This window comes from Nakamurella antarctica, from assembly GCF_003860405.1.
Classification (GTDB): Bacteria; Actinomycetota; Actinomycetes; order Mycobacteriales; family Nakamurellaceae; genus Nakamurella; species Nakamurella antarctica.
The window spans coordinates 2,229,303-2,242,777 of record NZ_CP034170.1 but is presented as its reverse complement, the minus strand read 5'-3'; the positions used below and the strand labels follow the sequence as shown (position 1 = coordinate 2,242,777).

Sequence of the window (13,475 nt, the reverse complement as noted above, 5' to 3'; positions counted from 1 at the left end):
CAAGCGAAGAACGGGCATGGTGGAAAGGAACAGTGATCAACAAGCATGGGTAAGCACGGCGGCAAAAAGCAGCGGCTCAACCCGTTGATCATCGCCTTGTTCCTGTTGGCCGTGATTTTGGTGGTCGGGCTCGGCACTTGGTGGTGGAGTCTACGATCCAGCACTGATCCTATTTCAGCCGATCCAGTGCAGGCTTATGCCACTGTGACGGCAAGCCAGCCCTGCACCGTCGCTGGTGCGAACACGGCAGTCGATATGAATACAAGCTCCGGGATCGTTAGCGCCAACATCGCCGTGTGCGGGTTTCGCGTGGACCAATCCGTCCTGGTCGAGTACCTGAGGTCGGAACCAACCAGGGCCAGGGTGTTCGGCACCTCGACGAAACCGCCCGCTTCGACGACGCAAAAGCTTTTGCCCATCGGTGTTTTGATACTCGGAGTTATAGCGGCGGGCGCAGCGCTGACACTGCTTCGCGAAAACAAGAAGGTCGCGCCGCGAATCCGCCGAGCTGCGGGCGCTCAACGAGCGGTGGTGATGCCTGAGGCTGCACCTGTTGGTGTTGCTGGGGTTTCCGCAGTTTCGGGGCCGGTCGAATCCCTCGACTCTGGGGCACCTACGGAACTTGGCGATCTCTTCGATAGCGATATCAGCCGGAGCTGACGCTCCGTGCTGCGTTGGCTAGGAGGATTGCTCGGTAGCCGGCGCGTCTCAAGTCGGATAGTTCGCGCCGCTAAAGTGGAATAGTGACCTCTCCTGGAACAAAGAAAACGCGAAGCCGAATCCCGGCTGCCAATTATCCGATCTCCCGCATGACGTTAGCCAACGGGCTGCGGGTGGTGCTTGCGCCGGATGATTCTGCGGGTGTGGTCGGCGCGGCAGTCCACTACGATGTTGGATTTCGCTCGGAACCATTGGGCCGCACCGGATTTGCGCACCTCTTCGAGCATCTTATGTTCCAGGGAAGCGAGTCCCTCCCCAAGCTTGAGCACTTTCGGCTGGTCCAAGCTTCGGGGGGCATCTTCAACGGCTCCACCCACACCGACTACACCGACTATTTTGAGGTGCTGCCTGCCACTGCAGTGGAGCGCGGTCTGTTCCTCGAGGCGGACCGGATGCGAGCGCCGAAAATTACCGCAGAGAACCTGGCCAATCAGGTCGATGTCGTGAGCGAAGAAATTCGACTCAACGTACTCAGCCGTCCCTACGGGGGCTTTCCCTGGATCACACTGCCGCCGGTGTTGTTTGATACTTTCGCCAACGCCCATGACGGGTACGGTGCGTTCGAAGATCTGCGCGCAGCGACTGTAGAAGACTGCGCCGACTTTTTCGAAAAGTACTACACCCCGGCAAATGCGGTGCTGACGGTCTGTGGCGAATTCGATTCCGATCGCGTTTGCGACATGGTGGAACACCACTTTGGCGACGTACCGTTTCGGCCGGCACCCCTGCGTCCGTCGTTCGCGGAACCGTGGCCGGACCGAGTGAAGGAGGCAGACATCACGGATCCGCTGGCGCCCGCTCCTGCCTTCGCCGTTGGCTGGCGGCTTCCAGACCCGGTGGCCGACTTGCGCGGCTACTTAGCTCACGTTGCGCTCGGCTCCATTCTCTCCGAAGGTGAGGCTTCCCGGCTGCAGTCAGTCGTCGTTGCCCGCCAGCAACTTGCCACCGAGATCTGGGCTGGCCCTGGCATTATGGGAGGACCGCTGGATGCGCGCGATCCCGACGTATTCGTTCTCGGCGCGCTGCACACTCCCGATATCCCGGCCGCCGAAGTGATCGCAGCAGCTGACGAGCAAATTGCATCTCTCGCAGCGGATGGTCCTACCGAGTCTGAATGCGTGAGAGCAGCAGCACGTTTCACCGCAGCTCTCTACCGTGAGAACGACAATATCGGTACTCGAACGCGATCGTTCGGGTCGATGGAGCTGCTGCACTCCCGCGCCGAGCTGATCAACGAAATCCCCGGCATCTTCGCGGAGATCACGCCCACCGAGATTGCCGTGGCAGCAAGCTCTTTAGACCCCCAGCGTCGCGCAGTACTGCGCATCAACCCGGAAGGAACGCGCTGATGGCCCGCGCTCGCACTACCACCGTTGCAACGAGTGCAGCGAAGGCCACTGTGCCCGAGGACGCTGGTGCGAGGGCTGCTTCGTCGAAAGCTACATCGGCCAAGACTGCCTTGCCACGACGGCGGGCCGCGAGGAGTGTGCCTGCTCGAACAGCTGCGCAGATTGGTATCACCGCCGGCGGGCCGCGGACTATTCCGGAGCTGACGTCGCCGGTCCGGAGGTCTCAGACCAAGGTCTCCGAGCTCGTGCTGGAGTCGGGGCTGAGGGTGATCGTGGCGCGCAAAGCGGGAACGCCACTGGTCGAGCTGCGGCTGCGAATCCCTTTCGGCGGTAAGGCTTCTGCGGCAGGGACCCATGCGGCCCGAGCGGAAGTTCTGGCAGCGAGTGTGATGCTGGGAACCAAACGTCGGGACCGCGAAGGGGTGGACGCTGAGTTGGCAACTGTCGGCGGGCACCTGGGCGCATCCGTTGACGCGCAGCGGTTGGTGTTCGCGGGCTCGGTGTTGTCCACCGGAATAGGTGTGCTGGTCGATGTGCTTGCCGATACCCTTACTGGCGCCGCCTACCGTGCCAAAGATGTTGCTGGAGAACGGGATCGCCTTGTTGAGCATTTGCTAATCGCTTCAGCGCAGCCAGGAGTGGTGGCGAACCGTCATCTGCAGCGCGCGCGATTTGGCGACCACCCCGCAGCCTGGGATATGCCAGAAGCGGCTGACGTGGCTCTCGTGACACCTGCCGTGGTGAGGTCCCTCCACCAGCGAAGCGTGGTCCCTGCGGGGGCGACCTTGGTGATGGTGGGGGATCTGCAGCCCGCGGCGGCGCTTCGACTGTTGGCCAAGGCTCTCGAGCCGTGGCAATCGGACCGCACCGCGCAGCAGATGGCGAGTCCCCCGGCGGTAGAACCCGGCTCGATAAGTGCATACGACAAGGCGGGGGCGGTCCAGTCGCAGGTCCGTCTCTCGGGCGCTGCGGTGGGGCGAGACCACGAGGGGTACGCAGCCCAGCAGCTGGCCAACCTGATCTACGGCGGATATTTCTCTTCGAGATTGGTGGAGAACATTCGAGAAGATAAGGGATACACCTACAGTGCGCGATCAGGAGTCGAGTTCTGGCCCGGAGCAGCCGCTCTCACCATTGCATTCGACAGCAACACTGAATCCACTGCCGCAGCACTATGGGAAACGCGCTACGAACTTGGGCGGATCGCCCTGGTAGCGCCGACATCTGCGGAGGTGGAATCGGCGCGTAGCTACGCGTTGGGAACCTTGGCGGCGTCGTTGGCCACCCAGTCGGGGTATGCCTCGATGTTGTCGTCCTTAGCCGGCTCGGGCCTCGATGCGCAGTGGTTGGTTGCGCATCAACACCGCTTGGCAACTGTCACTGCCGACGAGGTCCACGCGATGGCGAGGGTCATTTTTGCACCGTCAGCGTTTATGGGTGTGGTGGTCGGCGATCTGAGCGCCATGGGATCCGAGCTTGCCAGCATCGGCGGCGTGGACCTGCCATGACCTCTCCCTACAGCCCAGTCGGCGAAAATGCCGGCGACGAAAGCCTCGGCGAGGTGGGCGTTTCGAGCCTCGCAGCTGCGGCATTGAGCGCGGAGGCCAGCGGTTGGCTTCGACGCCCGGTGGAGCCGGTGTTGTCCAGAGGGACGGCGGATCGGGGCGAGGACCAACGCAACCCAGAACGAATAGAGCACGAATGGCCCAGAGCCAAGGTGCTGATCGTAGACAGCAACGGTCGGGTAGCAGCAGACACCGACGGAACGTCAGTACACCTGCGTTACAGCGATGCTTTGGAGATGGCGCCCACGGTTCCGGCAGATGCCGTGCTGTTGGGAACCGTTGACGGCATTGATCATTGGGCGCTGCCCGGCGAAGTGGAAGCAACTGATCGCGCGTTCGACGACGGGTGGGGGCGCACAGGCGGCGGGCTGCGGCAGTGGGGTGGCATCCTTTCCGACACCGAATCAGGGCTTTTGACTTCGGCCACCGCGGTGCTGACGTGGCACGCCATGGCGCAGTTTTGTCCCCGCTGCGGGTTGCCCAACCGACCTTCCGCCGCGGGGTGGACACGAACTTGCGAACAGGGCCATGTTGAGTTTCCGCGGACTGATCCGGCAGTCATCATGCTGGTCCATGATGGCGCGGATCACTGTGTCTTGGCGCGGCAGCCGAGCTGGCCTGTCGACAGATATTCGATACTCGCCGGTTTTACGGAGGCTGGGGAGTCCCTGGAAGCGACCGTGATCAGGGAGGTCGGCGAAGAGGTGGGAGTTGCCGTTTCAGAGGTCAACTACCTCGGATCGCAGCCGTGGCCGTTTCCCCGTTCGTTGATGGTCGGTTTTGCGGCGAAGGCACAGATTGGTGCAGAACTCACCCCTCGTCCCGGCGAGATCGAGAAGGCGCAATGGGTCAGCCGAGACAGGGTTCGCGAAGCGTTGGCCGCCGGCGGCGGCGTAGAGGGGCTCATTCTGCCGTCCGCGGTTTCAATTGCACGCCAACTCATCGACGGGTGGGCGACGGGCTGATTGCGAATTCTGGCCTCTCCTGTGGATAGTTGCGGTGATTTGTCGTACACGTGTGCGAGCATGGAATCATGATTTCGGACCCATTAGTTGGCTTGGACGACGAGCAACGCTCTGCGGTTCTTGCTCCCTCCGGCCCGCTGTGCGTCCTTGCCGGGGCTGGAACGGGAAAGACGCGGACCATCACCCATCGCATTGCGCAGCTCGTGCAATCGGGAGCGCATCCGGCGGGCGAAGTCCTTGCTGTGACGTTCACGACGAGAGCCGCGGGCGAGATGCGGGTTCGGTTGCGCGATCTCGGCGTTCCGGGAGTTCAAGCCCGAACTTTTCACGCCGCGGCGCTCCGGCAGCTTCGCTATTTCTGGCCGAAGGTCACGGGCGAGCAGGTCCGACCCGTTATCGAGCAGAAACTTCGGCTGGTGGCGGTTGCCTCGCGTCGAGTAGGCACCGGCACCGACGTGGCAACTTTGCGAGACCTAGCCAGCGAGATCGAGTGGGCCAAAGCGACATTGCTGACTCCCGGCACGTACGTGTCCGGGGTCGCGAAGGTCAAGCGGGACACCCCGCTTGACGCCGCCGTCATCGCCGCAGCATTCGACGCCTATGAACAGGCCAAGGACGCATCGGGACAACTCGATTTTGACGACATCCTGCTGAATATGTGCGGTGCTCTTGATGCGGACGAAGCTGTGGCTCGCGAATTCCGTTCCCGCTATAGGTGTTTCGTCGTCGACGAGTACCAAGATGTGACGCCACTGCAGCAGCGGGTCTTAGATACCTGGCTGGGCGGCCGCGACCAATTGACCGTGGTGGGCGATGCGAACCAGACCATCTATTCCTTTGCCGGAGCGTCTCCAAAATACCTGTTGAATTTCGATCGGAAATATCCGCACGCCGCGATTGTCCGTCTTGAACGCGATTACCGTTCCACACCGCAGGTGGTGACCCTTGCCAACCGGGTGATCGCGGGTGCCACAGGACCTTCGGCAAAGTTGCGTCTACGGTTACGGCCGGTCCTGCCTGACGGTCCGGAGCCGGTCTACTCCGAACACCCCGATGAGGCCACTGAGGCCCGCACCGTAGCTCAGCGGTGCCAAGCAATGATCGCTGCGGGCATGTCGGCTGCCTCGATCGCCGTGCTGTACCGGATTAACGCGCAATCCGAGGTCTTTGAGCAAGCACTTGCGACAGCGGGTGTGCCATATCTGGTGCGGGGTGGTGAACGCTTCTTCGCGCGGGCCGAAGTTCGCCAAGCAATGATGGCGTTGCGCCAGGCTGCGGAATCAGTTGCTGCAGGTTCAGACACTGCAGGGTTAGACGCTGCAGGGTTAGACGCTGCAGGGTCAGTTTCTGCGGGACTGGCAAGCAGCGGGCAGGTGGCAGCCGTCGACTCTGCGCTTTCCGGTACGGATAGGTCAGCAGGCGCCGGTACGTCGATTGGCACCGCCCGCGTGAGCCCCGCGCGGATTCTCGTCGCGGGTGCGCCGAGCACGTTGGTGCCGCTGACCCAGCGCGTGCTGCAAACGGTCGGTCTTACCGACACCGCGCCAGCGCCGGGCGCGCTGCGCGATCGATGGGACGCGTTGGTCGCGCTCGTTGGGGTGGCAGAGGGCCTCGCCGACGCCGATCCGCAAGCAGGGCTGGGGGAGTTAGTTGCCGAACTGAATCAGCGGGCAGAAGCGCAGCACGCGCCCACCGTTGAAGGCGTGACCCTCGCCTCTTTGCATGCAGCCAAAGGTTTGGAATGGGAGGCAGTGTTCCTCGTCGGACTCACGGACGGAACCATGCCTATCCAGCATGCTGAGACCCCGGAGGAAGTCGAGGAGGAACGGCGCCTCTTTTATGTCGGCGTTACCAGGGCCAAGCAACAGCTGTTCCTCTCTTGGGGCTGTCCCGATCCGAGGGTGGCCGAAAAACGAGACGGCGCAGTAGGTTTCTGAACGGTCTGGCGCCTGAGTCGCCACCGGTGAGCAAAGCCGGTGGCCGCGCAGCACCTGGTCGCTGCCGATTCTGCACCGGGCCACTCAACACGCCCGCCGAAATCAAGACCGGCCGGTGCGCGAATTGTCCTTCCACAGCAGATCCGGACCTACTGGACGAACTCAAGGCGTGGCGCAGAACGTTGGCGAGCGAAAAGTCGGTGCCGCCGTATGTCATATTCACCGACGTCACCCTGCAGGCCATCGCCGAGCGCAGCCCTCTCGACGACGGTGGGCTGCTTGCCATCCCTGGCATCGGACGAGTGAAGTTGGATTCGTTCGGCGCTGATGTGCTTGCGATGGTGGCGAAGAGCATCAAAAGGGCTGCTACCAAAACGAGTTAGAGCGGACGCGCTCAGCAGTCCGAATCGATGGCGCAGCAACGTGTATCAGTCCTCATCAGTGAGTGGATGCCTGCGCGTCTGCGCGGAGGGGCCGAAGGGCGGCGTTTTGCTGAAGAAAGGTATTTAATTCAGTTGCGCCCGCGGCTCGAGTCGCCATAGTGTGCATCTCGAGCCGCTGCTACTGCGCGGCATACTTTCAAAGGCCGCCCCTGCCAGGGATGGGCCCGAGTGAACGGAGGGACGGCAATGAACATTTATATCCACAATGAGATCGGCGCTGCCGGAGTCTCGCCCGTTGCCGGGCTCTCCCGCGTCGCAGGACAGAACTGCGCCAGCCAGCGCTGGGTGGTCGAGCATCTCAGCGGTGTAGGCACGCCTGAACTGGGCTCCACCACCGGTGAGCACGTTCGCACGCGACCGCAGGCCAATGTCAGCACCCGTCGGTGTAGGGGAGAGTTGCTCACTTAGAGCACATCTGAATCTCACCTTCGGCCGCGGATCAACCTGAAAAGGGTTGCCGCGGCCGTTGTGTTTTCACCTACCGGCACCCGCTTTTTTTGTAAGTTCCGGCCGGAGGGCGCGGAGACACAACTACCAACCTTGGAGGTGATCAGCGAATGCTGAACCTACCCATCCGCGAGAGCGAGGACCTCTCGCTCGTCGGCGATCTTCCGTGTCACGAAGGAGATCCAGATCTTTTCTTTGCCGAACTGCCGAATGAATTGGAACTCGCCAAAATGCTGTGCATCGACTGCCCGGTGCGAGCACTGTGCCTAGAACGCGCTCTTGAACGTCAGGAGCCCTGGGGCGTATGGGGCGGCGAGATCTTCGACCAGGGCATAGTTATCGCGCGCAAGCGCCCTCGCGGTCGGCCGAGAAAGATCGCTGCGTGAGAGAAGCCTGGCTGCATCATGCGGGCGCACGGTCCGGTAGGCGGTCCGCCCAGGGCGGGCTGGCCGCCTACGCTGGGCCGCATGGAATTGAGGACCTGTAATGCATGCGGCAAGACGAGCACGGAGAGTGCCCTGACGTGGTCTCTGGAGCGGGACGTCCGGTCCCCCGGGGTCGAGTGGTGGTCCTGCGACGAGTGCGCTAGGGCCAACGTCCGGTCGATTGAGGCAAAGCTGGACCCGCAATTTTGGTCCAAGCCACTTTCTTGAGACGCCAGGGCAAATTTCAACGTGGGGCTGGTGCTTCGGAATCCCGCTCAGGCTGGATCTTGGGCAAAACCTGGTTGCCATCGTGCCACGATGTCGCGAAAGGGAGCCCTAGCGTCGAGTTGGCAGAGCACCCCAATGGAGCCCAGCGTGACTCGTTGGATCATCAAGTAGGACGGCGGCAGATTGAGGCGTCGCGCCATTTTTACTTCAGCACTGGAAAAGTCGCTCATCCTGGCCCCGAGCTCTTGCATCCAGGCGCGGGTGAAATGGAAGATCTCGTGCCGCAACGGCTCAACGTAGGGAACCAAGTACGCCATCAGGACATCAGGGTCTGGATCGAAGTTGGCGGGGATAAAGCCCTCTGCTCGCAGCCCCGTCACCAAGCGCTCTGCATCACCTTGAATTGAAAGGCGCGCCAAAGTGCCGATAATCGGCGGTGACCCGTTCGGCATCGGAGCGATTGACCCAAAGTCGATGACGCCAAGACGCCCATCGTCCCGGAGTATGTAGTTACCGGGATGTGGGTCCGAGTGTAGGAGGTGAACGCGGGTGGGCGCTGAGAAGTGCAGTTCAGACATCAAGCGGCCAGCGAGGTTTCGCTCCTCGGGCGTCCCGCTCTCAATAATCGAGGCAAATCCGCGGCCCTCGACCCATTCGGAGACAATGAGTTTGGGAGCGCTGGCAACAATCTTGCCAACATAAATTTCGGGATCGTCCGCGTAGGCCGCAGCGAACGCACGTTGGTTGGCAGCCTCTGCCGCATAGTCAATTTCCTCGAGAATCCGCACCTTCAGCTCGGCCATGAGCGGCTTCACTTCGATGCCCGGCAACAGGGGCGTCATCAACCTGCTGAGCCTCGAGAGTTGGTTCATATCAGCCGTTAACGCCTGCGCAGCGCCGGGGTACTGGAGCTTGACTGCGACATCGCGACCATCTCGCCATATCGCCCGATGCACCTGGCCGATGCTCGCGGCCGCGGCCGCCGTGTCGTCGAAGTCGCGAAAATATTGGGGCCACCCAGTGCCAAGTTGTTCGGCCATGATGGACCGAACGGTGGCTCCATCCATCGGCGGCGCACTATTTTGCAACTTGGTGAGAGCAGCGCGGTACGGCGCTGCCGCCTCCTCGGGGAGGGCGGCTTCGAAGACGCTCAGTGCTTGGCCGAATTTCATGGCGCCGCCCTTGAGGGTGCCGAGCACTTCGAATAGCTGCTCGGCGGTGCGGCGCTGCATTTCAGCGCTGATTTCAGCCCTGTCCTTACCCAGAAGACGTTGACCAAAGCCCTTGGTGGCGCGACCAGCGGCCGAAATCGGGAGGCTTGCCAGCTTTGCGCTTCGGTTCAGTGAACCCTGTGGAATGTCGGACACCCTCCCATTGTGGACCGTCCTGGCCTCGGGTGGGTGGGACACGCCCGCCGCCGCAGGTCGGAGGCTTACCGGCGGTTGCTATTTCAGTGTCCCGACGTCTTTCCCGGAGTTTTTGCTGCCGTCTTCTGCTGCAGCCTGCACTGGAGTTTCGGCTAGCCCAAGGGTTTCTTCTGGCTTATTTTCGGTGGCTGAACCGTTGGCCGCACGGCGGGGGATTGGCACCGGCAGTCCGGGTGCAGATCCCAGGAGCGCCGGCGCGGTTGCCACTGCTGAGCTTGGAATTCCAGTGTTCCCCCGACTGTCTCGGGGGTAGCTATACCGTCGAGAAAATGCAGAATTTGGTCGGCACTGGCCGCCGCCACTGCTGCGGTCATTACCGCCGTTGGCACGGCGTGCGAGTGTGTCAGCGCAAGACTGACCAGCGGCCACCCCGGGTCCATTGCCGTTCGATGTAAGTCTGTGCACGTGAGGCAGGCGGTGCGGCGCGGCAGCACCAGCGGACCCACGACCCCTCGAAGTGAGCCCGCGCGGATCGCCAAATGCGGGATACCTCGCTCCATCAAATCACTCACCCGTGCTGGATCGGGTGGCCCATCGCCGGCTATCACTACCAAAGTCGCCGGCACGTATCCGCTTGGCGCATGGGTCGCTACCAGGGGGGCTACGCGGTGAACCACTTCGGCCAATGACACCCGGGCGCTAGCAACTGGTTCGATGCGCGGACTTGTCACACGATCGGGGCGCACCGGGTTGCGAGGGTCCCGAAGTGGGGCTTGTCGCGAGGTGCTGGGCCCGAGCAAACCCGCACGGTCAACATGGTCAGCACCCGTGGCCTCGCCAGTCTCAGTCCTTACCTCGGATCCTGCTGCCAGATCGACGGCGGTTCGTTTCGTCCTAGTCGCGTGAGCTGGAGTCGGCGGATGCCCCACTCCCGCGGCGCAGACATCGGTAGGGCGCAGCGGCCTGTCTGGGTTGAGGTGGATACGCCCGACTCCGGCGTTTGCGAGCAGAGACGCGACGGATGCTGCTATGCGGCCCGCTCCAAGGATTTGAATGACGGCCTCGCGGCGGTTGCGCATCGCCAGTGATGCTCGCGAAGGGCCAGCCAGAAGGGCGAGCTGTTCATGTTCTGGAGCCACTGTCGCGGTGTCGGGTCGGTGCGACGGTCTCTCGGATTTTCCCGCCACAAGGAGGTAGCCGGCGTCAACGAGATCCGAGAGGAGAACTTGCCAGCCCGCGTCATCAAAATCTGGGCACGGGCCGAGACGATTGATTAATTCGGCGATGGAACTCATTCCATCAAGGGAAGCGAGCACCTTGGCAGCGTTTCGGGGAGCGTTGCGAACCAGCGCGCATCTAGGCGCCTCGCTGCCGATTTGCAGAATAGATTCTGATCGCTGGACCACGCATAGGCCGGGCGCCAAACGGAGCCTTGCGGCTGGGTCGAGTAGATCCAAACTGTCCATGGTGTTTCCCCCTTGTCCAGAGACTGACACAGGGCGAAGCGCGGCGCCGGAGTTGTCCACATCGGGCTGGCCTGATAGGACACACCGGCGCCGCATCGTCGATCATCGCGCGCAGCCCAGCCTGGGGTGCGAGCGGAGACGAATCAGCTATTCAGTCTTTTCCTTGCCCAGGATGCGGTTCATTTTGGTACCGCAGACAGGGCAGATCCCCTTGGCCATCCGGCGACCATTGGTCTCGACGGCTTCGCCCTCGAAATCACGCTTTTCTTTGCACTTCACGCAGTAACCGTTATAGGTCTGTGCCATGTTGTTGCCTCCCATGAGAACGTCCGACCGATGCAGTCACCGGTCGTGGTACCCGAGTTTGTGCTCGGAATTCCCCGTCACGCTACCGCGACGGCCCGACACCTTGCTGTATTGCGGTCCCAATCCGACACTTTGACGGTCTCAGACTGTGGCCACGGCAGCTGGGAAGAAGGCAGATTTCCGACTGCGGGCCCCGCATCTGGACCGGCACTGACACGACACGTGACAGAGGTGATGAGCACGGGGGAGGGAACCGTCGTTCGGCGAGTGTGTGGTTGATTGCGGCGCTCCGCCGTGGGGATTAACGCATCGGCGATGCGAGCAGTTTTCTACCGGGAATCAGCCTACGAGCAGCGCAGATGTAGTAGGAGCCGACGCTGTCGGTGGTCGGTCCTACGCTTAATTCACTAGGTCAGTGACGATGTGGCAACGCCCGTCAGCGGCTGGCGAAGGCAGCTATGTCGGACCAGATCCCAGGGAGGAAAATGATGACAGCGTCGGCGTTACGAGCTGGTGCGGATCAGCAGGTGGAGATTCGTCGGAGCTCCAAGCGAAGGCGCACCGTTTCGGCGCGCCGGGAGGGTCAGCGCACCATTGTCTTCATCCCGGAGGGCCTGAGCGACGACGAGGAAGTTCACTGGGTGGGCGAGATGGTGAGGCGGCTCGATGCATCCGATAGTCGCAAGGGCGCCGGTGCTCTCGGGTCGGACTCGGCCTTGGTGGAGCGAGCGCGTCAATTGTCGGCGCAGTTCCTCTCCGGCCTCGCCCGGCCCGTTTCGGTCCGCTGGGTCCAGAACCAACAGCAGAGATGGGGATCTTGCACTCCGGATGACGGCACGATTCGGTTGTCTCACCGCCTCAAAATGATGCCTGCTTACGTCGTGGACTTCGTGTTGTTACACGAACTCGCGCACCTTCTGGAACCGGGCCACGGCCCAAGATTTGTAGCTCTCCTTGGTGCCTTTTCCGATGCGGCAAAAGCGCAGGGCTATCTGGAGGGATTCAGTGCAGCGCATCTCGTCGATGCCCCAACACGTCCGAAAAGCGAGCGGTTTCCGGAGCCACCCGTTCGCGTCCCCAACCCGCACACCAGGCCGGGGGTGAACCGAAATGGTTTGCTATTAAACAACAATGAGCCGTCCTTGTGGTGAAATCTGCTCGCTGAGCGGCGCTGAGAGGTTCCCGTCAGCTAGCTGGGGCAACAGGGCTGACACAATAGCTCTATGGCCTACCACTGTGACCCACATAGATACGACAGCATGACCTTTCGCCGAGTAGGACGGAGCGGACTGAAGCTACCAGCCGTTTCCCTTGGTCTCTGGCATAACTTCGGCGACACGGATAGCTTGCACACCCAGGGTGAGATTCTGACCCGCGCCTTCGATCTGGGCGTTACGCATTTCGATCTAGCCAACAATTACGGACCGCCCTACGGCAGTTCTGAGACCAACTTCGGGCGGCACATGAAGACGCTCTTCGCCGGGCTTCGTGACGAATTGGTGATCTCCTCGAAGGCTGGCTATGACATGTGGCCGGGTCCGTATGGGAACTGGGGTTCACGGAAGTATCTACTAGCCAGCCTGGATCAGTCGCTGGAGCGGATGGGCCTCGACTATGTCGATATCTTTTATTCCCACCGTTTCGATCCGGAGACACCGCTGGAGGAGACGATGGGTGCATTGCACACAGCGGTGACGTCCGGCCGGGCCCTCTACGCAGGTATCTCTTCCTACTCCGCAGAACGGACCATCGAAGCCGCGAAGATCCTGTCGGAAATGGGAACGCCGCTGCTGATCCACCAACCTTCGTATTCGATGCTGAACCGGTGGATTGAACCAGAGCTGTTGAATGCCGTAGGCGAGCTCGGCGTTGGGTGCATTGCTTTTTCGCCATTAGCCCAAGGAATGCTTACCTCGCGCTACCTCAATGGGATCCCAGCCGATTCGCGGGCAGCTAGGCCGTCGTCTTTATCGCAAGACTTGTTGACCCCGGAAAACCTCACCAAGATTCGCGGACTCAATGATGTCGCTGCTGGTCGCGGTCAAAGCTTGGCCCAAATGGCTCTCGCCTGGGCGTTACGTGATGACAGGGTCACCTCGGTTTTGGTGGGGGCATCATCGGTGAAGCAGTTAGAGGACAACGTGGCCGCTATTGACAAGCTCACGTTCTCTGAATCCGAGCTTGCCCGGATCGACGAATTCGCGGTCGAGGCTGGTATTAACCTCTGGAGCAACTCCAGCAAGTCTTGAATCTTTCG

Annotated in this window: 13 protein-coding genes; 10 read left to right on the top strand and 3 right to left on the bottom strand. The window is 61.7% G+C overall.

What is annotated here, in order from left to right; genetic code table 11:
• Window positions 1-45 precede the first annotated feature (45 nt).
• The 8 genes from EH165_RS09930 to EH165_RS09895 all read left to right on the top strand — a co-directional run bounded on the left by EH165_RS09930 (window position 46) and on the right by EH165_RS09895 (window position 7,812).
• Complete coding sequence (locus tag EH165_RS09930) at window positions 46-660, top strand: hypothetical protein (RefSeq protein WP_124799319.1); 615 nt, start codon at window positions 46-48, stop codon at window positions 658-660.
• A gap of 149 nt (window positions 661-809) precedes the next feature.
• A complete protein-coding gene (locus EH165_RS09925; protein ID WP_124799318.1) occupies window positions 810-2,069 on the top strand; it encodes a M16 family metallopeptidase in 1,260 nt (419 codons plus the stop codon).
• Window positions 2,069-3,577 (top strand): M16 family metallopeptidase, encoded by a 1,509-nt coding sequence (locus EH165_RS09920; protein WP_124799317.1) that lies wholly within the window; start codon window positions 2,069-2,071, stop codon window positions 3,575-3,577. The genes EH165_RS09925 and EH165_RS09920 overlap by 1 nt, the downstream gene beginning before the upstream one ends.
• Window positions 3,574-4,599 (top strand): NAD(+) diphosphatase, encoded by a 1,026-nt coding sequence (gene nudC / locus EH165_RS09915; RefSeq protein WP_124799316.1) that lies wholly within the window; start codon window positions 3,574-3,576, stop codon window positions 4,597-4,599. Before EH165_RS09920 ends, nudC begins: the two co-directional genes overlap by 4 nt.
• Before the next feature lie 68 nt (window positions 4,600-4,667).
• Entirely contained in the window at window positions 4,668-6,536 is a 1,869-nt protein-coding gene (locus tag EH165_RS09910) for an ATP-dependent helicase (protein WP_124799315.1), read from the top strand.
• Window positions 6,537-6,562: 26 nt separating this feature from the next.
• Entirely contained in the window at window positions 6,563-6,919 is a 357-nt protein-coding gene (locus tag EH165_RS09905; protein ID WP_164479182.1) for an HRDC domain-containing protein, read from the top strand.
• A 246-nt stretch (window positions 6,920-7,165) separates the two neighbouring features.
• The gene (locus EH165_RS09900; protein WP_124799313.1) at window positions 7,166-7,387 is read left to right on the top strand and encodes a hypothetical protein; all 222 of its coding nucleotides are present in this window, start codon (window positions 7,166-7,168) and stop codon (window positions 7,385-7,387) included.
• Between the two features lie 149 nt (window positions 7,388-7,536).
• On the top strand, window positions 7,537-7,812 hold the full coding sequence (locus tag EH165_RS09895; RefSeq protein WP_124799312.1) for a WhiB family transcriptional regulator: 276 nt from the start codon (window positions 7,537-7,539) through the stop codon (window positions 7,810-7,812).
• 314 nt (window positions 7,813-8,126) lie between these two features.
• On the opposite strand, the gene EH165_RS09885 is transcribed toward EH165_RS09895, so the two are convergent.
• From EH165_RS09885 to EH165_RS15445, 3 genes are all read right to left on the bottom strand, one after another.
• Window positions 8,127-9,446 (bottom strand): ABC1 kinase family protein, encoded by a 1,320-nt coding sequence (locus EH165_RS09885; protein ID WP_124799310.1) that lies wholly within the window; start codon window positions 9,444-9,446, stop codon window positions 8,127-8,129.
• Between the two features lie 152 nt (window positions 9,447-9,598).
• Complete coding sequence (locus EH165_RS09880) at window positions 9,599-10,912, bottom strand: hypothetical protein (protein WP_124799309.1); 1,314 nt, start codon at window positions 10,910-10,912, stop codon at window positions 9,599-9,601.
• A gap of 147 nt (window positions 10,913-11,059) precedes the next feature.
• Window positions 11,060-11,218: a DUF5679 domain-containing protein gene (locus tag EH165_RS15445; protein ID WP_164479181.1), complete on the bottom strand. Its 159-nt coding sequence runs from the start codon at window positions 11,216-11,218 to the stop codon at window positions 11,060-11,062.
• A gap of 485 nt (window positions 11,219-11,703) precedes the next feature.
• Here EH165_RS15445 and EH165_RS09875 point away from each other — a divergent pair, with 485 nt between their 5' ends.
• Both EH165_RS09875 and mgrA read left to right on the top strand, forming a co-directional pair.
• Entirely contained in the window at window positions 11,704-12,369 is a 666-nt protein-coding gene (locus EH165_RS09875) for a M48 metallopeptidase family protein (RefSeq protein ID WP_239020519.1), read from the top strand.
• Between the two features lie 72 nt (window positions 12,370-12,441).
• On the top strand, window positions 12,442-13,467 hold the full coding sequence (mgrA, locus tag EH165_RS09870; RefSeq protein WP_124799308.1) for an L-glyceraldehyde 3-phosphate reductase: 1,026 nt from the start codon (window positions 12,442-12,444) through the stop codon (window positions 13,465-13,467).
• Window positions 13,468-13,475 lie beyond the last annotated feature (8 nt).